The following is a 20,955-nucleotide window of genomic DNA, read 5'->3' as shown; positions in this document are numbered from 1 at the left end:
CTTTCATGAAAATTGGGTTATTTTCAGATACTTTTGTACCGGAAATTAATGGGGTAGCGAATTCAACCTATATCCTTTTTCAAGAACTCAAAAGACATGGTCATGAGGTTTACGTGGTTACAACCTATCGTGGAAAAGAAAGTATGGAATGGAATGAAAGCCACGACGTATTGCGTCTGAATGGGATTCAGTTAAAATTTTTATACGGTTATGTAATGACTTCTCCTTTTCATTCGCAAGCTTTAGAAGTGATTCGTTCTTTAAATTTACAAATCATTCATGCTCAAACAGAATTTGGAGTGGGTATTTTTGCTCGTATTTGTGCCAAACATTTGAATATTCCTTTGGTATCAACTTATCATACGACTTATGAAGATTATACCCATTATGTGAACTTGCTTAATTCGAAAGCAGTGGATGAAGTTGGCAAAATGGCGGTTGCTAAATTGTCAAAACTATATGGGGAAAGTTCACAAGAAGTGATTACCCCTTCCATTAAAACCAAAGAAATGTTGGAGAAGTATGAAATCCAGAGAAAATTAACGGTTATTCCAACGGGGCTTTCTTTAGATCGTTTTAATCCCGAGGAGTTTAGCCAAGAACAAAAACAGGAAACCCGTCGAAAATATGGATTATCTTTAGACCGTTCTATTATTATTTATGTGGGACGTTTAGCAAAGGAAAAGTCTTTAGATTTGGTGATTGCTGGATATCAAACAGCTCTTAAAAAAGGAGCGAAAAGTCAGTTGGTGATTGTTGGTGGTGGGCCTGATTTAGAAAGTCTTCAAAAACTAGTTGCGAAGCAAGGACTGGAAAAAGACGTTATTATAACGGGGCCTATTTCACGCGAAATAGTTCCGGATTTATATCGCAGTAGTGAAGCGTTTGTGTCAGCTTCTTTATCAGAAACACAAGGAATGACATTTATTGAAGCTCTATCTTCAGGATTACCTTTATTTGCTAGAAAAGATGAAGTTTTAGATCATTTACTGATTCCCGGTGCAACAGGGTGGTTCTTTGCGGATGAAGAAAGTTTGGCTACTTCTATTTTAGAGTTTGAGAAAATGGATTTAAACCAATACGAGCAATATCGAAAACGTTGCGTGGAAGTGTCAAAACCGTTTGATGCAGAAACCTTTTATACAAAGGTCTTGGATGTCTATAGTCGAGCCATTGATTCAAATCGAATTCAATATGAAATATTACGTATGCGAACCAAGGATTCGATTGTGGAGTTGTATTTAAGAACGAGCGATCAAGAGGAATTGCGTCTAAAAGTATCAGTAGATGATTATTATGAGTATGGCTTAAGAGCCCATGGTTTTTTTGGTCGATATGTCTATGACATTTTAAAAACAAAAGAAGTCCAAACAGCGGCCTATCAAGCTTGTTTGAGAAAATTAGCCATCAAAGATCGAAGCCAAAAAGAGATTGTAGACTGGTTAACTCAGAATACTTCTTGTTCTTTGGAGAGCGTTCGAATCATCATTCAATCCTTAAAAGAAAAGGGCTATTTAAATGATGAACGATACGCCAGAGAACACCTTCATTCTTTGTTTGCGTCTTTGCTTGGAGAAAATGAGGTTCGTCGTCGTTTGGCTAAAAAGGGAATTTCAGAGTATCTCATTCAAAAAGTTTTATCGCAAAAAGAAGAACAGGAAGAAAATTTTGCGTTGGAATACGCTAAAAAAGTCCTGAAATCATCGTCATATTCTGTAAGGAAGACAAAGGATTCCATCCGTATGAGACTTCATCAAAGGGGCTATACAAATGAAGTGATTGATGGTGTTTTAAATCAATTGGATTTTAGTAAAGTGGATGCGAAGGAGTTGGAACATTTGCGTAAATGTGCCAATCAAGCCAAGAAACGATACGCTTTTAAGAGTCAAGGATCCGATTTACGTAATCGAATTTATCGCTATTGCCTAAGTCAAGGTTATAGTCACGAAGATATTTATACAGTCATGAATGACATGGAGGATGATGATGCCTAAGATTAGTGAATATATAGTGGGAGAAAGATATCAGTTACCGTTACTGGTTAAAGAAGTGAAGAATGGAATGACCAATAAAGGGGCACCTTATTTATCTTTGACTCTTGCTGATAGTTCCGGCAGTTTAGAATGTAAAATGTGGGATGTCAGTCCGGAAGATATGAAGCTGATTCAAAATGGAAAATTAATTCAGTTTACTTTTGATGTCTTAGATTATAAGGGACAACTTCAAGGACGTATTTTGCAAGCTGAGCAACCAAGTGAATCAATTGCTTTGGAAGATTTTGTGCTTTCTTCCATCATTTCTGAAGAGGAAAGAAAAAAGGAAGTCAAATCTTATATTGATCAAATTGATTCAAGTATTTTAAGAAAATTAGTAATTGGTATGTTTCAAAAAGTGGGGCAAAAATATTTTGATTATCCGGCAGCCTCTAAAATTCATCATGCTTTTTTAGGCGGTTTATCAGAACATAGCTTAAGCATGGTTAAAACTTGTCTAGCTTTATGTGAACTCTATCCGCAACTGAATAAAGATTTATTGATCAGTGGAGCTTTGGTTCATGATATGGGAAAAACGGCGGAAATGTCCGGACCGATCACAACAGAATATACTTTATCAGGTAAGCTGGAAGGACATATTTCTTTAGCGAACGGTTGGCTAACAGAGGTGGCTACGGCATTGAATTTAGAAGAAGAGGAAGAAACAATTTTATTGCATCATATGATTTTAAGTCATCATGGTCACTTGGAATATGGTTCACCTGTTTTACCGGCCATTCAAGAAGCTGAAATTCTTTCTTTGGTGGATAATATTGATGCTCGCTTGAATACTTTAAAGTCAGCTTTAAAAGAAATAGAACCCGGTTCTTGGACAAGTCGTCAATTTTCAATGGAAAATCGTCAGTTCTATAAACCAAAGGAGAAATAAGATGTCGTTGTCATTACGCTTGGTGCAGGTTGTGGGTAAAGTTTTGCAGAAGATGGGCAGAGGGGGATCTTTTCCGGGAACATTGGGATTGAAATTAGATCCGCAAATGATTTCCAAATTTCGAATGCCGAAAATAGTCATTTTAGTCACAGGTACTAATGGAAAAACGACGACAGCTAATTTGCTGGCAGAAAGTTTGCATCAATCCGGTCTGAAAGTTGTTCATAATCGCAAAGGAGATAATTTGAATGTTGGGATTGCTTCTTTGTTAGCGATGAATAGTGATGGGCATTATCGGATTCAAGCGGATGCGTGTGTGATTGAAGTGGATGAATTGACCCTCTATCATCAATTTAAAGCACTTCATCCGAGTCATTTGGTTGTTCATAATTTCTTTCGTGATCAATTGGATCGTGCTGGAGAAATGGAAACGATAATTCGTCGTGTGGAAGAAATCATTCGAGATTTTAAAGGAACGTTGATTTTAAATGGTGATGATCCTAATGTGGTTCGTTTGGCTGATCAGGCGAAACAAGCTAGGGTTCAATTTTATTCGGTTTGTGAAAACGCTGTGTCACAAAATACAACAGATGAAGCGAGTGAAGGAAAATTTTGTCCTCGTTGTGGAAATCGTTTGGTGTATGATTATTATCAATATTCACATATTGGTCGTTTTTATTGTGAGCGGGATGATTTTGGTAAAATTCAACCAACGGTATATGTTCATTCTATTCAATACGATCGCCATACTTTTCAAGCTTTGGGAAAAAGTTTCCATTCTTTTATGAATACCATTTATGCCATCTATAATTGTGCGGCTGTGTTAACGGTGATGAGAGATTTAGGATTGGATGTGGATCATGCGAATCAAGTTTTTAAAACATTTCAAATGAAAGAAGGAAGGAATGAAGTTTTTGAATTATCCAAACCTTGTATTATCAATTTGATTAAAAATCCAACAGGAACTAATGAGGTGTTGAAGTATATCTTAAAGGATGAACAGGAAAAAAATGTGGTTATTATTTTAAACGATAACGATCAAGATGGTTGCGATGTTTCTTGGATTTGGGATGCCCATTTTGAACGGTTGTTAAAGGGAAATGTGCGTCATATCTTGACTTCCGGAAAAAGGGCATACGATATGGCATTGCGTTTAAAATACGAGGGCTTAGAAGAAAAAGTTATGGTAAAAGAAAAGATAGAAGAAGCGTTGGAATTTTTAGAAAAAGATGAATGTCCTTCTTATGTCCTTTCTACTTATACAGCCTTGCATTCAACTCGCCATTTACTTAGAAAGAAGGTAGTGCGATGAAACTAGTTCTTTTATGGATGTACCACGATTTGATGGATTTGTATGGGGATAAAGGAAATGTGGAAACCTTCAAGTATCGTTGTGCTAAGAGGGGGATTGAGTTGGAAGTGAGGAATGGTTCCTTGGATCAAACCATTGAAATGGAAGATGTCGATATTTTCTTCATGGGTGGTGGAGCGGATAGGGAACAAAATTTCATTTATCAAGATTTATTGAGTCGGAAAGAAGCGATTCGAAATTTATTGCATCGAGGTTGTCAATTCTTGTTGATATGTGGGGGATACCAACTCTTTGGTCAATACTACAAGGATCAAGATGGTCAAGTTGTCGAAGGCTTAGGTTTTTTCCCTTATTACACAATCGCTAGTGATCGAAGTCATCGTTGTATTGGTAATATTGCTATTGAAACAAGACTGGATAATGAGGTGGTTCAAGTGGTTGGCTTTGAAAATCATGGTGGTCAAACCAAGCAGGTGGATACACCATTTGGTCGTGTGTTGAGTGGCCATGGGAATGAATATAAAAGTGCTTTTGAAGGCTTTATGAATGAACAAGTGATTGCGACTTATATGCATGGTCCTTTGTTACCAAAAAATCCGAAAGTGGCCGACTTTATTTTACAAAAAGCGTTAAAAAGAAAAGGAATGACGATGGCATTGAAGCCGCTTGAAGATGAATGGGAAAATAAGGCAAGAGAAATCATGCTAAAGCGATTGAAATGACAGTCATCCTACCTATTTTTACGAAGGGAAATTTTGCGAGCTTGAATCATGCTGTTTGGCAAAACGATAGAACCTGTTTGCTGAAGGGAGGAATTATGAACCAGATTGAAAAATATAAGATATTGAGTGCGGGGAAAGCTTTTGGTCATCGTGCAAAAATTGCTTTGGTGTTGCTTGATAGTAGCACAGCCTATGAGGAATTAAGAGAAGAAGCTTCACAAAGTATGGTTGCTGGAAGTTATGATTGTGCTGGCGGTGACCCGGCTGTTATACTTGAAAGAATTGCAATCGAATTGATATGTCACGATACCCGTAACACTTGGTATTTGCCTGACAATGTAAAATTTTGGGATAGGCGTTTTGGCAGTTTGTTTGAGACCAAGTTTTTTTGTTATGACGATGAGGTGGAAACGTGGAGTAAGATACTTTACAAATTCTTTGTAAAACTGCAATGGATGCCGAAAAGAGAGGATTATACTTCAACCAAAAGCTACAATAATAGCTGGGGATATTTTGCAGAACTTTTAGCAGTTGTGAAACAAAATAATCATCCCGAATTTGATAAGTATTATGAAATTGCAGTTAAAAATGGAATGAATCCGGTGGTATTGGAACGAAAGGTACAAGAACTGTCTGAAATAAAACAGTCCTTTGTCGAACTTTAGAGCAATTTGGAATCACATTCATCGAATGAGGCATCGTATCTTTTGGAATTGAATTGATAGAAGTAATGTAAAAAAGCGATAAACAATCTATTTGTTCATCGCTTTTTTTAACGCTTTCATTTACTTTATTTTTATAAGGATTTCAAGAAATTGGCAATTTCTTCATCTTGGCAATTTGGGTAGAAATATTCCTTAAAATGTTTGCCTGAGATGGTTTCCTTTAAAAAATCACGGTCGATTTCTTTCAGAATATCAATCAATGGACGATAGGTAATTTCCTTAACTCCATCTAAAATCTTTTTATTGCGTTGTTCTGGTTCACGGCGTTCTTTTGGAAAACCACCACCAAATTCTTCGGAGAATAGTTTTTCAAAGGTATAGCGAAGATTGACTTCACCACCCCAACCAAAGTTTTGAGCAAATGGCATAGCGATACAGTTTCCATCATTTACCTGACCAAATAGGAAGGCATCTAATGGATCGGTTACATGACCACAGAGAACATTTGGAAAAGAGTTACAAGCTAACATAGCTCCTTGCCCTGTGCCACAACCGGTTACAACGAAATCAACAGCCTTAGTGGTTAATAAAATGGAAGCTAATAGCCCATTTTTAACATAGGTTAATTGAACATCATCTTCAGCGGAATACATACCATAGTTATAAACAATATGGCCTTTTTTATCCGCTTCTTCTTTTAAAGCAGCGTAAACAATAGCATTTTTAGCCGCTTGCGAATTTTCATTGATTAATGCGATTTTCATATAATTCCTCCTTATTCTGGTTGACGACCGATGTAGGCTAAGATACCTCCATCCACGTACAAGATATGACCATTCACAAAGTTACTAGCATCGGATGCCAAGAAAACAGCCGGTCCCATTAAGTCTTCCGGATCTCCCCATCTTTCAGCAGGAGTTTTAGCCACGATAAAGCTATCAAATGGATGACGACTACCATCGGCTTGTCTTTCACGAAGAGGAGCCGTTTGAGGGGTTGCGATATAGCCTGGACCAATACCATTGCATTGAATATTATATTTACCATATTCAGAGCAGATATTGCGAGTCAACATCTTTAAGCCACCTTTAGCTGCCGCATATGCACTTACTGTTTCACGGCCTAATTCTGACATCATGGAACAAATATTAATAATCTTACCATGACCTTTTTTAATCATAGAAGGGATAACAGCTTTAGAAACAATAAATGGAGCATTCAAATCCACATCAATGACTTGACGAAAATCTTTGGCAGACATCTCTACCATTGGAATACGTTTGATAATACCCGCATTATTGACAAGAATATCAATGATACCAACTTCTTTTTCAATTTTTTGAACTAAAGCTAAGACCGCTTCTTCATCGGTCACATCGCAAACATAACCATGAGCCTTAATTCCTAACTCTTGATAGGAGGCTAAGCCTCTATCTACCAATTCTTGTTTAATATCATTAAAAACAATCGTTGCTCCTGCTTTTGCGAAAGAAGTGGCAATCGCAAAACCGATTCCATAACTAGCCCCTGTAATAAAGGCAATTTTTCCTTTCAAAGAAAATGAATTCATTTCAAACATATCGTTTCTCCTTTTATCTTTGTACACGTCCTGAACCATCCCCTTGGGCTAAAGTCAAGACTTCATTAATTTTCACACGATTGAAATCACCTTCAATACTATGCTTTAAGCAACTTGCAGCAACCGCAAATTCAATACGTTCTTTCGGATTACTGAAGTGACGACAAGCATAAATCAATCCGGCTCCAAAAGAATCTCCTCCACCAACTCGATCTACAATGTGCATGTGATATTCCTTAGAGAAATAGGCTTTACCGTTTTCATATAACATAGCTGACCATAAATTTTCGCTGGCAGATAAACTCTTTCTTAAAGTGATCGCAACAGTTTTACAGCCAAAGGTTTCTTGAAGCTTTTGAGCGACCTCTTGATAACCTTCTTGGGATAATTCACCAGTTAATACATTCGTAGCACTTGCTTGGATACCAAAGACTTTATCGGCATCTTCTTCATTAGCAATGCAAACATCGACATAAGGAACAATTTTAGACATTGTTTCTTTGGCTTGTTCGCTAGTCCATAATTTCTTACGGAAATTTAAATCACAAGAGATGGTTAACCCGAATTCTTTCGCTTTTTTACAAGCTTCTAAAGTGATGGCAGCAATCGTTGGATTTAAAGCCGGGGTAATACCGGTAAAATGAAACCAATCAGCTTCTTTAAAGATTTCTTTCCAATCAAAATCTTCCGACTTTGCTTGTGCAAAGGAGGAGTAATCTCGATCGTAAATAACTTGACTGGCTCTTTGACTGGCTCCTTTTTCCAAGTAATAAATACCGACTCGTTCGCCACCTCTTACAATCAGAGATGTATCGACACCAAATCTTCTTAATTCATTGACGGCCCATTGTCCAATATCATGTGTTGGTAATTTTGTGACGTAGGCTACTTCTTCATGAAAATTGGCCAAGCTGACTGCCACATTAGCAGCACATCCTCCAAATGTAGCTTCAAAATCATTACTTTGTCCAAAACGATAGTAGCCATGAGGGGCTAACCGTAACATAATTTCACCAAATGTGATGATTTTCATCTTATACCTCCATTTTTAGATCCGGGTTAATGAGGTGAACTCCAAATCCGGCTATTTCTAAATCTAAATACGCAAAATTAATCAGATGACTCTTTTTATTACGTGTGATACTTTCTTCTACAACATGAATTCCCATTTTCTTTAGTTGATATAAAGCTCTTTCCGGGTAAGGGGTATAGATTCCAATGTGACCATTTTGACCACGGCCATGACTATGTAAGACTTCAAAACCAACGCCAGCAAAATTGGATTTTGGTTTCTTGTAGTAAGTGAAGTGAAATAACTGACAAAGTAGTTTACACACTTTTTCAGATTCGTCTGGACTATCACAATTGATACCAACATGAATGAGTTGATAATCTAATAAAGATTTAATGGCTTTTCCAGACAAAGCTTGGATATTTTCCCAATCTTTAGCTTGTACCACATCATTTGGCAACATGAAACTACCGCCAATAGCGATAACATTCGGCAGTTGTAAATAATCGTGCATGTTAGAAACATTAATGCCACCAGTTGGTAAAAATTGAACATCTTGGTAAGGGCCACTGAAATCTTTTAACTTTTTAGCCCCACCGCTACTTTCAGCCGGAAAGAACTTTAAAGTTTTCAAACCCAAAGATAAAGCTTGTTCTATTTCACTGGCTGTGGAAACTCCGGGTAAAACAGGAATTTCATTTTCCAAGCACCACTTCACAATATTTGGGTTCAACCCTGGCGTCACAATAAAAGAAGCCCCAGCCTGTTTGGCTTGTTTGGCTTGTTCAATTGTTAAAACAGTTCCGGCTCCCAGTAACATATCCGGTAATTCAGAATGAATTTGTTGGATGGCATTGACTGCATGCTCACTACGGAAGGTCACTTCCGCTACATCAATGCCACCATTGTATAAAGCTTTCGCTAGGGGAAGGGCATCTTCAGCTTCCAAGATCTTGACCACAGGGACAATACCGATTTGTGAGATTCTATCATATAAATCGTTCATTGTATTCCTCCTTTTTCATGCAAAGTTATTGTAGTTTAGTAAACCGGTTTTGTCAATAAGACAAACTAAACCGGTTTAATTTATTCGATTATGTGAAATTTGTGTTATAAAACGCTTGACATAATCCATAAAGAGCTTCTAAAATAGGATTTGCTAGTAAACCGGTTTTATTTAGGAGGTGAGAATGATGGCTAGATCGATCCATATTGAAGCGATTCAGCAAAAAGACAGATACTTACATTCTGAATTACTTAGCAAGGATGAATTAGAAGAAGCCATGAACTTGTGTGTGAAACAGGTGGAAGCGAATTTGGATTATTTTAAAGAGAAATTCCCTTACTCTTGTACGAAACAAGGTCAATATCCCATCATTGAAAACATTGAGTGGACAGATGGCTTTTGGACAGGGATGTTGTGGTTGTGTTACGAATATACAAAAGATGAGAAATATCGTGACTTGGCTATGAAAAATGTGGCAAGCTTCTCTAATCGAGTCAAAAAGAGAATCGAGTTAGATCATCATGATTTGGGATTCCTTTATTCTTTATCTTGTGTCAGTGCCTATAAAATCACAGGTAGTGAATTAGCCAAAGAAGCGGCTTTGTTGGCGGCAGATAAGTTGATGGAACGCTGGCAAGAGAAGGGTGAGTTTTTACAGGCTTGGGGTCCTAAAGATAGTCCAGAACATTATCGTTTCATCATTGATTGTATGATGAATATTCCATTATTGTATTGGGCAAGTGATATCTCGAAAAATCCAAAATATGCAGAAGTGGCGAGTTTACATTTTAAAACAAGTTGCCAATACGTCATTCGAGAAGATGCCTCTGCATTTCATACCTTCTATATGGATTATGAAACAGGAGGTCCATCCCATGGAGCAACCAGACAAGGCTATTCGGATAGTTCGGCTTGGGCTAGAGGGCAAGCGTGGGGAATTTATGGTATTCCGCTAAATGTACGCTATACCCATAACATGGATCACATTCCTTACTTCAAAGGTATGTTGCATTACTTCTTAAATCGTTTACCAAAAGACGATGTGTGTTATTGGGATTTGATTTTCACAGATGGTTCTAACCAGTCCAAAGATTCTTCAGCTGCCGCCATTGCGGTCTGCGGTATTTTAGAGATGTTGCCATTTTTGAAAAATGATCCGGATGCTCAAGTTTATGAACATGCTGGGGCGGTTATTCTAAGATCTTTGATGCAAAATTATGCCAACAAAGAAATAAAGCCAGGTCAAGCTATTTTGGAACATGGCGTCTATTCTTGGCATTCGGGAAAAGGAGTGGATGAAGGAAATATCTGGGGCGATTACTATTATATGGAAGCCATTTATCGTCAATTAAAACAATGGAATTCCTATTGGTGAGGAGGAAAATATGAGCACACCAAATATTGTCATGACTAGAATCGATGAAAGGTTGGTTCATGGTCAAGGGGCCTTATGGGCAAAAACGTTAGGTGTTAACACCGTGATTGTCGCTAACGATGCGGTTAGTGAGGATCATATGTCGCAAACACTGATGAAAACAGCTTTACCAAAGAGTTTGGCTGTTCGATTCTTTAGCATTCAAAAAGTGATTGATATCATTCATAAAGCTAGTCCCCAACAAACGATCTTCTTGGTGATTAAGGATTGTGAAGATGCCTTAAAACTGGTAGAGGGGGGTGTTCCAATTAAGGAAATTAATATTGGCAATATCCATAATGCTGAAGGAAAAGAAATGGTTACTCGTTCCATTTTCTTAGGAGCTCAAGATAAAGAAGCTCTTAAGACGATGGTTGAAAAATACAAGATTCAATTTAATACGGTCACAACACCTGGAGGAACCGATGGGGCTGCTCAGGTGGACATAAAAAATTACCTATGATGAGAGAGAAAGGAAAATGATATGGTAACTATTAGTTTGATCCAAGCCATCTTAATTGGCTTATGGACCGCGTTCTGTTATTCCGGTATGTTATTCGGGATTTTCACAAACCGTGCTATTGTTTTAAGCTTTGGTGTTGGTTTGATCTTGAATGACATCCCAACGGCTTTAAAGTGTGGTGCAATTGCTGAATTAGCTTTTATGGGATTCGGCGTTGGGGCAGGTGGAACAGTTCCTCCAAATCCAATCGGACCTGGTATTATTGGTACTTTGATGGCAATTACAGTTCCTGGTGTAACACCAGAATCCGCTTTATCGCTTTCGATTCCATTTGCGGTAGCGATTCAATTCTTACAAACGGCTATTTATACCGTTCGTGCTGGTGGACCGGAATCCGCTGCTAAAGCTCTTAAGAAACAAAATTTCTCAGCATTCCGTTGGCACGCTAACGCAACGGTTGTATTATTCGCTGTTGTCGGTTTTGCCCTAGGTTTTACGGGAGCTTATTCCATGGAATGGTTAAGCAATGTTGTGAAGTTGATTCCAGCTCAATTGTTGAAGGGATTGTCAGTAGCTGGTGGTATGTTACCAGCCATTGGTTTCGCTATGATCATGACAGTTATGTTAAAGAAGGAATTAATTCCATTCGCTATTCTTGGTTATATCTTAGCTGCTTATTTAAAGATGCCTGTTATGGGAATTGCTTTAGTTGGAGCTTGTTTCGCTATCAAGTACTACAATGATTCCAATAAAAAAGCCGTTGTACAAACAGAAAACGGAAATGGAGAAGAACACGATGACTGGATTTAATAAATTAACGAAGGCTGATTATACAAAGACCACATTGCGTGCCTATTTTTTACAAAATGGATTTAATTATACGAACTATCAAGGTTTAGGATATGCTTTAGTCATGTATCCTGCTTTTAAGAAAATGTATGGAGATGATCAAGCTAAATTGGCTAAAGAATTGGAAAATAACTCTGAATTCTATAATACCAACCCAAACTTCTTACCATTTGTAACCTCCATTCATTTAGCAATGGCTGATAACGGTTATGAATACGAAGAGGTTCGCGGTATCAAGATGGCTTTGATGGGACCTTTAGCCGGGATTGGTGACTCTTTATCACAATTCTGTATTGCTCCATTGTTCTCAACTATTTTTGCTTCTATGGCCATGCAAGGTTTCAGTTTAGCTCCATTATTATTCTTATTGGCTGAAAATGTTACTTTATTAGCGATCAAGTTAATTGTTGGTGGTTATGGACGTAAACTTGGTACCGATATGATTGATAAATTATCCAGCCAAATGGGAACTATTTCTGAAGCAGCCAGCATGATTGGTGTGACTGTTATTGCTGGATTGGCAGCTACATTCGTGAAGATGAATGTAAAAGTTTCCTTAGCAGCCGGTCAAGTTCAACAAGGTGTAAAACAATCAACAGTGAATATTCAAGCTATGTTGGATAAAGTAGCTCCTGCCTTATTACCGGTGCTTTACACATTGTTGATGTATTATCTCATCAAGAAGAAGGGGATGACTACCTATAAATTGGTTTTGATTACTGTTGTTCTTGGTATCGCCCTTAGTTTCTGTGGTATTTTGAAATAACCATCCTCAAGGAAGCAACCGTAAGTATTGCTTCCTTTTTCTTTATTGTATATGAAAAAAATAGCTGAAAAAATTTTGGACGAAATGATCGTCCGAAAGAAAATAAAAGAATCTTGTTTTAAGGATGAAAGGGCGTTAGATAATGCTAAGCGTCTTTTAAACCATACCTTTATATTCGATAGGCGATGGGATATGGAACGTTGTTTACAAGGCTATACCTTAGATCCTATGGATTGGTTGGCTTATCCCAATGGCGATGAAGAATGGTGCTTTATGTTAAATCGAATGGATTATCTCAAAGACTTAGCACTAGCTACCCAGATGACAAAAGATAAGCGCTACTTATTGAAAGCAAAAGAATGGATGCTTCTATGGGTGAAAGATCATCCTAAGATGACAATAGATCTCTCTACTCGAACACTGGATACGGGGATTCGTTTATTGAATTTTTATGAATTACTTCCTTATCTTAAAGCTTTTGATATGCTGAATAAAGAAGAACTGGAAATGATTCTTTGTAACATGAAAAAACAAGCTTTATATTTAAAAAAAGAGTATAAAACTAAATATACCTTGAGTAACTGGGGAAGTATACAGATTGCTTCTTTATTGATTGTTTTACCATTATTTGAAGAATTAACAGAAGAACTGAATTGGGCTTTGGAAGAATTTAAAAATCAGTTACGAATACAGATTTATCCAGATGGTATGCATTGGGAACAATCAACCATGTATCATGTTGAAGTGTTAAATAGTCTTCAAAAGGTCTACTATTATGTAGAATTAGAAACAGAGTTAAAGAGATTATTAGCTTACTCTATTTTCAATATGACCAATGCTTTAAAACAGTTGATAACTCCAAAAAATAAAATAGAAGCCTATGGGGATAGTGATGAAGTTTCTATCGATGATGTGTTGTTGCGTTCGGCTTTTCTACTTCAAAAAAAAGAAGATTTAAGTTTGGTTCAAGGGATAGAAGGAGAGTCTTTCTTTAGTTTTGGTCAAGATATCAAAGATTTTTATGTTAACCAAATGGAGCAAGAAATGACTCAACGATATTACGATGGTGATTATTCAGGTATTTATACCATTCGTAGCTCTTGGAATTCATCGGCTAATTACTTGATGTTTTTAAATAGTTCTTTGGGCAGTGGTCATGGGCATAGTGACAATTTACACTTCAGTTTATTTTTAGATGGAAAGCCGATTGTGATCGATACAGGACGTTATACGTACCGAGAAGATTGTGAATTAAGACCTCTTTTAAAATCTCAAAGAAGCCATAATGTTTTATTGGTGGATGAAAAAGAAAATTGTCTTCCCGAAGGTAGTTGGTCTTACAAAGCTTTTGCGAAGGTTATGCCAACTTTTGTTCAACATGTAGGTGAGTTTCATTATTTAGAAGGAACGATTTTATCTGAAAATCCTTTGGAAGTATGGACAAGAAAAATCGTATTTATAGAAGAGGGGATTTGCTTGGTATTGGATCAGGTACATTGTTCAGGTAGACATACCGCAAGTCAATTCTTCCACTTTGATCCAAGTATTACTTCTTTAGAGGAAGTTTCTTGGTTTTATACCGGTTCTCTGACTTTAAAAAAAGGAGTTTGTTCCAAAGCGTATAATCAATTGGAAAATCATCTGGTGGCGCAACTTGATCATGATTTTAAAGAAGAGGGCAGTTTTGTGACTTGTTTTTATCCGCCTGATACAAAGATTCATCAGGTGAATATTCAACAAGGGGATCATTCAATGCTTTCTGATAAGCAAGGATTAGCGTATACGATTGAGAGAAAGAATGGGAATCGTTATACGATTGTTCTTTTGCAAGAAGAGATTTATCAAGGATCTAAAATTTTATTTTGTCAAAATATTCCGTTTCATGCTAAAGCTATCGTCATTCATGAAAAACAGGTATACCTATTAAGAAGTTGCTAAAGATGTTACTATAAGTCTGATTGAAGAAAGGTTTTTATGAGTGAAAAAATAACAATTACAGAAATTGCTGAAAGGGCAAACACCTCCAAAACAACCGTTTCTTTTTATTTAAACGGGAAAATGGATAAGATGTCAGAAGAAACAAAAAAACGAATTGAAAAAGTCATTATGGAAACAAACTACCATCCCAGCATAGCGGCTCGTTCTTTAAGTTCGAAACACACACACTTGATAGGTGTCATTATTGGAAATATTACTAACACTTTTGCTAACCAAATTGTAAAAGGCATTGATGATTTTTCTCGAATGGAGCACTATCAACTGATTGTTGGAAATAGTAATTATGATTTTGAAATTGAGAAAAATTATGTTCATCGAATGTTATCGATGGGGGTGGATGGATTTATTATTCAGCCTTCACGTCGTTTCTCTTCTTTAACGAAAATTATTAAGGAAAAGGGAAAAGAAGTGGTTTTTATTGATTCACAAGTTTCTATGGAAGATGAAAAGTGGGTCAAGACCAATAATTACGAGGCGGTTTTAAGTTTGATTTCAAAGTACGCTGATTCTCAATATGATGAATTTATGATGATTACTGCAAATCCTAGTGTTTTAAGCACCCGAATGGAACGTGTAAAAGGGTTTGAAGATGCTTTGGAATTGAAAAAATTATCTTGGAAAACGAAAATTGTAGATGGCGATATTCAAGTAGAAGATCTTCAAAAATTGATTGAAGGTGAATTGAAATTTGGTAAAAAAACCTTAATTTTTGTAGCGAATTGCTTTTTATTGCCGAGGGTGTTTTTGGCGATGAGAAACTATCGTAATTTAATGCCGGAAACCATTGGCTTGATTGGTTTTGATAATACGGAATGGACTACTTTATCCGCTCCTTCTGTTACGACCATTGTTCAACCGGCTTATGAAGAAGGTTATCAATCGGCTAAAATTTTAGTAGATGCGATTGAAAAGAAAGCAGAGGAATGTCCAAATCAAATTTTAGCTTGTGAAATTCACTGGCACGAATCAACATTATAGTTTTTCATAAAGTAAAAGAGACAACCGCTATGGTTATGGGTTGTCTCTTTTGATTTGGTTTAAAGTCGCAAGGTAATCAGGATGTTTTGTTTCAGAGAAGATGGTTTGAAAACCGTCTTTCTTAGAATAACGAGGTAATAGATGAAAATGCAAATGGGAAACCGTTTGACCAGCTATTTCACCAGCATTGCTTAACACATTGATTCCTTTTGCCTCTAAAGAGGTAACTAATGTTTTTGATAACTCAGAAATGACAGTCATAAGTCGGATGGCTTCATCTGTGGGGCAATCCAATAAGGAATCATAGTGTTTCTTTGGAATGACTAAAGTATGACCTTTTGTGGTTTGAGAAATATCCAAAAAAGCTAAAATATCATCATTTTCATAGATCGTATAGGCTGGAATTTTTCCGGCTACAATATCACAAAATAAACACATATTATTTCTTAGCGTCCTGAACCAAAGATTGAGGGTAATCAGATTTCATGGCATCATAAATACCTTTGTCATAAACATGGAATTGATACTTTTTAAAGAAATAAGCAGTGGAATCAGAGGTGATTTTATCATCTTTCTTAAAGATTTTGATGATTTCGTTTTTCAAGGTATTACTGTCTTTTGAATGTACTTTGATTAAGTTAAAACTCGCACCATCTGAACTTCTTACCATAGTCCAATTCATTTTTTCATCTTGTGACTGTACTGCATTTCGAACGAGGGAGTCAATCTGTTTGGAGTCAAGAGTGAAAATTTGTTTGATAAATTTGTTGGAAGCTTTGTGGGCTTTTGCTGCTTTTTCAACAGCGGTTCCTTTTTTAATTTCAGCTAAAGCCTCTCTGGCGTCTTTAGCGGTAGGGAAACTTAGGACCGTTGCCTGTACGGGTTGATATTTTTTAACAATAGTAGCGTAGTGTGCATTAATGTATTTTTCGCTTAATTTCTGAGCTTGTTGTGATGGAACTAAGTAGTTATTCATATATTGTTCCTCACTCAAATTCATTCTCTTTAAGTAAGAAGCGAAACTATCGCCATATAATTTTTTATAGTTAGCTAATGTTTCTTTGGCTTTTTTCTTCATATCTTCGTTAACAGGAACTTCTTTTTCAGAAATTTTCTTTAAGGCCATAGAGTTTACAGTACTGGCACCGGTAGATTTTTTCATGAAAGCATAAAGAGAACCTTTAGTTAAATTTTCACCTGCGATGGTTACTAATGTATTTTGGGCATCTTTTACTTTGGTAACAGCATCGCTACATCCGGCTAAAGCAATCACAGTCACTAACGAAAAAGCGATTTTTTGAATGGTTTTCATATTACTTATTCCTACTTTCTGTTACACCAAGTGAAGATTTAATGGTGTTTTCTAATTCTTTATTACCTTTAAAGTCAACGCCTACTTCTTTGGCTTTTTCCCAAATAGCCGGATTGCTTAAAGTGTTATCATAAGTGGAAACTAATTGTAAGAATGGATCATTCTTGGCGTTTAAAGCGGAAAGGGTTTTCGCTGTTGTGGCATCTGCCTTAATCTTAAAGAAGCCAAAATTAGATGAATAAATCCATTTGCTGACTTCTCCTTCATTTAAAGCTAGAGAAGCTTCCAAGAAAGAAGAGTCTAATTTTGAGGTATTCTTATCAATAATCCCCAATTTACCACCATTTGCAACGGCTGTTGTGTCTTCTGTATGCTTGGCGGCAACCTTGGAGAAGGCCATGCCTGCCTTTAATTTTTTATCTACAGCATCCATTTTGGCCTTTTCTTTTGCGGTAGGTGTTTTACTTGCTTTTTTGGCATTGTCAAATTTTATTAAAATATAAGAAATTTGGCGAATTTTCAACTTATCAAAATGTTTTTTAGCATAATCTGCCGCAATCTTTTGAATTTTCTGTTGATTAATCAGGTATTCTTCTAAATCGGTATAGCCGGTTGGTTGTAAATCTGTTTTTAATTTAGCTTCATACTTAGAACCATATTGTTGTTCATAACGAGAAATGATATTTTTCTTTTGGGCAGCAGAGATATCTTTCATCTCGTTGGTTGTTTTGATGGCAGCGTCAGCTACCTTTTGTTTAAAAAGGGTTGTAATGGCTGCTTTTCCAGATAAACGATAGAGTTCGTCATAGAGTTGGTTAGCGGTTGTATGACTATTATCAATGGAGAAAACAACGTCTTCACCATTCGTTTTCTTCCCTTTTAGTTTTCCTTTATTTGTATCATAAATGTAGTAAGTAGAGATGCCGATAAAAATAATAACGATCATGACTACAAACCAGTTCTTTTTTAAAAATTTACCCATAGGAGCCTCCTTTGTAACTCTGTAAAATTATAAGGGAAAAAACACGACTTATCAAATAATCATCTAACAAGGCAAAATGAAGGAACAATGCTATAATTTCTCCATCGAGGAGACTTATGAAAAAACTAGAAATTAAAAATTTGCATGTTTCGGTTGGAAACAAAGAAATATTAAAAGGTATTGATTTGACCGTTCGTGAAAATGAAGTGCACGCGTTGATGGGGCCTAATGGAAATGGGAAGTCAACGTTATTAGCTACGATTATGGGAAATCCAAATTATACCGTGACAGAAGGTTCTATTTTCTATGATGGTAAGGATGTATTGGCCATGCCGGTGAATGAACGTTCAATTGCCGGTTTATTCTTAGCTATGCAATATCCACAAGAAGTTCCCGGGGTCACTAATTCTGATTTTTTAAGAGCGGCGATGAATGTTCGTCGTGAACAACCGGTACCGTTGTTTACCTTTATTAAAACCATGGAAAAAACCATCCAAGATTTACAAATGAAAGAAGATTTAGCCCATCGCTTTTTGAATGAGGGTTTTTCGGGTGGTGAGAAGAAAAGAAATGAAATCGTTCAAATGGAAATGTTGCGACCAAGTTTATCGATGTTGGATGAAGTCGATTCAGGCTTAGATGTAGATGCTATGCGGGTAGTTGCAGAGGTGATTAATCAACTTCGTCAAGAAAGCGGAATGTCTTTGATCATTGTTTCTCATTACGATCGTTTCTTTACGATGATTGAGCCTCAATTTACACATGTATTGATTGACGGAAAGATTGCGATTCAAGGAGATGGGGACTTAGCTCGTCGTATTGATTCTGAAGGTTATGATTGGGTCTATGAAAAATATGGGATTATACCGCCGGAAAATTTGAAATCAAAAGTGAAGCCAAGATCGGTTCTTGGTCGTTGTGCTGTAAAAGAAATGACGGTTAAAGGAGAAGGAAAATGATCCTCGTTCGTTCCGATGCTGAAATTCATTTGGAAGAAGGGTTGACCGAAATTTTGGTGGATACTGATCGAGATGTTGAACTTTCTTTGGAAAATCATAGCGAAAATGCACAAGTTTTTATTCGCTTAAAAAAGGTTGGAAAGTTTCATTTTAGGACATTTAACTACGCTAACAGTTCGACTTGTTATTTGGTTTGGAATTGTTTAAACAATCCATTGGAAACACAAGAGCATCACGAAGTAATGGCTGATGCAAAGGCACATGTTTTATATGCAGAATTATCTAAACAGGAAGTAAAACGTGATGTCTGGATGGCTTTACGTGAGCCAAATGCCCATGGTCTGGTAGGAAGTTCTGCTTTGGTGGCGAATCGGTATCATTTGGTTCAAAATGTGGTTAACTTAGCGCCACATACCTTAGGTGAAATTCAAAATTTTGCGGTTGTTTTAAAGGGTGGAGATTTATATATAGATGCTATTGGTAAAATTGTTAACGGATCTTTCAAGTCACAATCCCACCAACAATCCAGAGCGATGTGCTTTGAAGAAGGACAAAAGAGTACCATTATTCCGGAATTAATTATTGATGAGAATGATGTGCAAGCTTCACATGCAATGACCATCGGACGTATGGATGCTGAAACAATGTTTTATCTTCAAAGTCGCGGTTTAACGGCTAAACAATCCACTGCTTTAATTGCTCGTGGTTATCTACAATCCATGACACACTTTTTAAATGATGAAGAATTGAACCAGAAATTAAGTGAAGAATTAGAAAGTGAGTTGGCTCATTTATGATGGATTTAGTCAATATTCGCTCACAATTTCCGATGCTTCAAAATCATCCGGAATTGATTTATTTGGATAACGGTGCAACGACCTATAAACCGTATTCTGTGATTCAGTCCATTCTTTCTTACTACTATGATTTTAATTCCAATGTGGAAAGAGGAGATTATGAAACAGCGGTTAAAGCGGATCAAGCGTATGAGTCTGTACGACGTAAAGTAGCGAAATTGATTCATGCCAAATCGGATGGAGAAATTGTATTTACAGCCAATGCGACCGCTTCTTTGAATCAAATTGCATATGGTCTCAGCAAACAACTTCAGCCAAAAGACGTGGTTTATATTACCGAAGGGGAGCACGCTTCAAATGTGTTGCCTTGGTTTCGCTTGCAGGAAGAATTAGGTATTGAAGTAGAGTATCTTCCGGTGGATGAGGTGGGGAAAGTTCGGTTGGATCAGATTTCTTTGAAAGAAAATACGAAGGTCGTTTCGGTTGCTGAAGTAACGAATGTCTTAGGAACGATTCAACCAATCAAGGAATTAGCACAACTGGCTCATGAAGTGGGGGCTATGATGGTTGTCGATGCGGCACAAACAATCGCTCACCATCCAATAGACGTGCAAGATTTAGATGTGGATTATATTTGTTTTTCAAGCCATAAGATGTATGGTCCTAATGGCGTTGGAGTTTTATATGGAAAGCAAACACTTTTAGAGGCTTTGGATCCAATAGTTCTTGGTGGAGGTATGAATGCTCGTTTCTATCGAAAAGGACAAGTGGAATTAAAACATGCTCCATATAAGTTTGAAGCCGGTACCCCAAATATTGAAGGTGTGATTGGTTTGGGAGCAGCTTGTGATTTTTTATTGAGTGTCGGATTGGATGAAATTGAGGCCTATGAAAAAGAATTAAGGACTTATTTTTATGATCAAATAAGAAAATTGGATTTGATGGAAGTTTATAATCCAAAAAATAGTTTTGGCCCAATCACTTTTAATGTGAAGGGAATATTTGCGCAAGATGTGGCAGGGTATTTGGCCCATCATCATATTGCTGTTCGTTCGGGAAACCATTGTGCTAAATTATTGCATCATATTATTGGTACGGATCAATCCGTACGAGCTTCTTTAGCTATCTATAACAATAGAGAAGAGATTGATCGATTTGTAAAAGTGATGCGTGAAATCAGTCTTGAAAAGACAATTGATATCTTTTTTTAAGGAGAAAG

21 protein-coding genes are annotated in these 20,955 nt (G+C 36.8%); 14 read left to right on the top strand and 7 right to left on the bottom strand.

Going from position 1 to position 20,955, the window contains the following annotated elements:
* Nucleotides 1-5: 5 nt before the first annotated feature.
* From HMPREF9013_RS06910 to HMPREF9013_RS06890, 5 genes are all read left to right on the top strand, one after another.
* The gene (locus HMPREF9013_RS06910; protein WP_006627672.1) at nucleotides 6-1,994 is read left to right on the top strand and encodes a RecX family transcriptional regulator; all 1,989 of its coding nucleotides are present in this window, start codon (nucleotides 6-8) and stop codon (nucleotides 1,992-1,994) included.
* Complete coding sequence (locus tag HMPREF9013_RS06905) at nucleotides 1,987-2,922, top strand: 3'-5' exoribonuclease YhaM family protein (protein ID WP_006627671.1); 936 nt, start codon at nucleotides 1,987-1,989, stop codon at nucleotides 2,920-2,922. Before HMPREF9013_RS06910 ends, HMPREF9013_RS06905 begins: the two co-directional genes overlap by 8 nt.
* A 1-nt stretch (nucleotide 2,923) precedes the next feature.
* The gene (locus HMPREF9013_RS06900; protein WP_006627670.1) at nucleotides 2,924-4,234 is read left to right on the top strand and encodes a Mur ligase family protein; all 1,311 of its coding nucleotides are present in this window, start codon (nucleotides 2,924-2,926) and stop codon (nucleotides 4,232-4,234) included.
* Nucleotides 4,231-4,956 carry a type 1 glutamine amidotransferase gene (locus HMPREF9013_RS06895; protein WP_006627669.1) on the top strand — a complete coding sequence of 242 codons (726 nt, stop codon included), beginning with the start codon at nucleotides 4,231-4,233 and terminating at the stop codon, nucleotides 4,954-4,956. The genes HMPREF9013_RS06900 and HMPREF9013_RS06895 overlap by 4 nt, the downstream gene beginning before the upstream one ends.
* A gap of 95 nt (nucleotides 4,957-5,051) precedes the next feature.
* A complete protein-coding gene (locus HMPREF9013_RS06890) occupies nucleotides 5,052-5,621 on the top strand; it encodes a hypothetical protein (RefSeq protein ID WP_006627668.1) in 570 nt (189 codons plus the stop codon).
* Nucleotides 5,622-5,752: 131 nt separating this feature from the next.
* Here HMPREF9013_RS06890 and HMPREF9013_RS06885 read toward each other — a convergent pair whose 3' ends face one another.
* The 4 genes from HMPREF9013_RS06885 to HMPREF9013_RS06870 are packed head-to-tail and all read right to left on the bottom strand — an operon-like array spanning nucleotide 5,753 to nucleotide 9,218.
* Nucleotides 5,753-6,385, bottom strand: coding sequence for an RpiB/LacA/LacB family sugar-phosphate isomerase (locus HMPREF9013_RS06885; RefSeq protein ID WP_006627667.1), 633 nt, complete (start codon nucleotides 6,383-6,385; stop codon nucleotides 5,753-5,755).
* Nucleotides 6,386-6,396: 11 nt separating this feature from the next.
* The gene (locus HMPREF9013_RS06880; protein ID WP_006627666.1) at nucleotides 6,397-7,200 is read right to left on the bottom strand and encodes a gluconate 5-dehydrogenase; all 804 of its coding nucleotides are present in this window, start codon (nucleotides 7,198-7,200) and stop codon (nucleotides 6,397-6,399) included.
* 13 nt (nucleotides 7,201-7,213) lie between these two features.
* Nucleotides 7,214-8,233, bottom strand: coding sequence for a sugar kinase (locus tag HMPREF9013_RS06875; protein WP_006627665.1), 1,020 nt, complete (start codon nucleotides 8,231-8,233; stop codon nucleotides 7,214-7,216).
* Nucleotide 8,234: 1 nt separating this feature from the next.
* On the bottom strand, nucleotides 8,235-9,218 hold the full coding sequence (locus tag HMPREF9013_RS06870; RefSeq protein ID WP_006627664.1) for a bifunctional 4-hydroxy-2-oxoglutarate aldolase/2-dehydro-3-deoxy-phosphogluconate aldolase: 984 nt from the start codon (nucleotides 9,216-9,218) through the stop codon (nucleotides 8,235-8,237).
* 187 nt (nucleotides 9,219-9,405) lie between these two features.
* Here HMPREF9013_RS06870 and HMPREF9013_RS06865 point away from each other — a divergent pair, with 187 nt between their 5' ends.
* From HMPREF9013_RS06865 to HMPREF9013_RS06840, 6 genes are read left to right on the top strand one after another with little or no spacing between them, the layout of a single operon-like run.
* A complete protein-coding gene (locus tag HMPREF9013_RS06865) occupies nucleotides 9,406-10,593 on the top strand; it encodes a glycoside hydrolase family 88 protein (protein ID WP_040333757.1) in 1,188 nt (395 codons plus the stop codon).
* A gap of 10 nt (nucleotides 10,594-10,603) precedes the next feature.
* Nucleotides 10,604-11,095, top strand: coding sequence for a PTS sugar transporter subunit IIB (locus tag HMPREF9013_RS06860; protein WP_006627662.1), 492 nt, complete (start codon nucleotides 10,604-10,606; stop codon nucleotides 11,093-11,095).
* Between the two features lie 21 nt (nucleotides 11,096-11,116).
* Nucleotides 11,117-11,905, top strand: coding sequence for a PTS mannose/fructose/sorbose/N-acetylgalactosamine transporter subunit IIC (locus tag HMPREF9013_RS06855; protein ID WP_006627661.1), 789 nt, complete (start codon nucleotides 11,117-11,119; stop codon nucleotides 11,903-11,905).
* A complete protein-coding gene (locus HMPREF9013_RS06850) occupies nucleotides 11,892-12,710 on the top strand; it encodes a PTS system mannose/fructose/sorbose family transporter subunit IID (RefSeq protein ID WP_006627660.1) in 819 nt (272 codons plus the stop codon). Before HMPREF9013_RS06855 ends, HMPREF9013_RS06850 begins: the two co-directional genes overlap by 14 nt.
* A 51-nt stretch (nucleotides 12,711-12,761) precedes the next feature.
* The gene (locus tag HMPREF9013_RS06845) at nucleotides 12,762-14,648 is read left to right on the top strand and encodes an alginate lyase family protein (RefSeq protein ID WP_156780660.1); all 1,887 of its coding nucleotides are present in this window, start codon (nucleotides 12,762-12,764) and stop codon (nucleotides 14,646-14,648) included.
* A 36-nt stretch (nucleotides 14,649-14,684) separates the two neighbouring features.
* Nucleotides 14,685-15,686, top strand: coding sequence for a LacI family DNA-binding transcriptional regulator (locus HMPREF9013_RS06840; protein WP_006627658.1), 1,002 nt, complete (start codon nucleotides 14,685-14,687; stop codon nucleotides 15,684-15,686).
* A gap of 33 nt (nucleotides 15,687-15,719) precedes the next feature.
* On the opposite strand, the gene HMPREF9013_RS06835 is transcribed toward HMPREF9013_RS06840, so the two are convergent.
* The 3 genes from HMPREF9013_RS06835 to HMPREF9013_RS06825 are packed head-to-tail and all read right to left on the bottom strand — an operon-like array spanning nucleotide 15,720 to nucleotide 17,980.
* Nucleotides 15,720-16,124: an HIT family protein gene (locus HMPREF9013_RS06835; protein ID WP_006627657.1), complete on the bottom strand. Its 405-nt coding sequence runs from the start codon at nucleotides 16,122-16,124 to the stop codon at nucleotides 15,720-15,722.
* Between the two features lies 1 nt (nucleotide 16,125).
* Complete coding sequence (locus HMPREF9013_RS06830) at nucleotides 16,126-16,998, bottom strand: peptidylprolyl isomerase (RefSeq protein WP_006627656.1); 873 nt, start codon at nucleotides 16,996-16,998, stop codon at nucleotides 16,126-16,128.
* 1 nt (nucleotide 16,999) lies between these two features.
* Entirely contained in the window at nucleotides 17,000-17,980 is a 981-nt protein-coding gene (locus tag HMPREF9013_RS06825; protein ID WP_006627655.1) for a peptidylprolyl isomerase, read from the bottom strand.
* A 116-nt stretch (nucleotides 17,981-18,096) separates the two neighbouring features.
* Between HMPREF9013_RS06825 and sufC the strand changes: the two genes are divergently transcribed.
* The 3 genes from sufC to HMPREF9013_RS06810 are packed head-to-tail and all read left to right on the top strand — an operon-like array spanning nucleotide 18,097 to nucleotide 20,947.
* Nucleotides 18,097-18,939 carry a Fe-S cluster assembly ATPase SufC gene (sufC, locus tag HMPREF9013_RS06820; RefSeq protein WP_006627654.1) on the top strand — a complete coding sequence of 281 codons (843 nt, stop codon included), beginning with the start codon at nucleotides 18,097-18,099 and terminating at the stop codon, nucleotides 18,937-18,939.
* Complete coding sequence (locus HMPREF9013_RS06815) at nucleotides 18,936-19,736, top strand: SufD family Fe-S cluster assembly protein (protein WP_006627653.1); 801 nt, start codon at nucleotides 18,936-18,938, stop codon at nucleotides 19,734-19,736. The genes sufC and HMPREF9013_RS06815 overlap by 4 nt, the downstream gene beginning before the upstream one ends.
* On the top strand, nucleotides 19,733-20,947 hold the full coding sequence (locus tag HMPREF9013_RS06810; RefSeq protein WP_006627652.1) for an aminotransferase class V-fold PLP-dependent enzyme: 1,215 nt from the start codon (nucleotides 19,733-19,735) through the stop codon (nucleotides 20,945-20,947). Before HMPREF9013_RS06815 ends, HMPREF9013_RS06810 begins: the two co-directional genes overlap by 4 nt.
* The last annotated feature ends 8 nt before the right edge of the window (nucleotides 20,948-20,955 follow it).

It is taken from the genome of Bulleidia extructa W1219 (genome assembly GCF_000177375.1).
Taxonomy (GTDB): Bacteria; Bacillota_I; Bacilli_A; order Erysipelotrichales; family Erysipelotrichaceae; genus Bulleidia; species Bulleidia extructa.
This window is presented reverse-complemented; position numbering and strand designations above follow the sequence as displayed.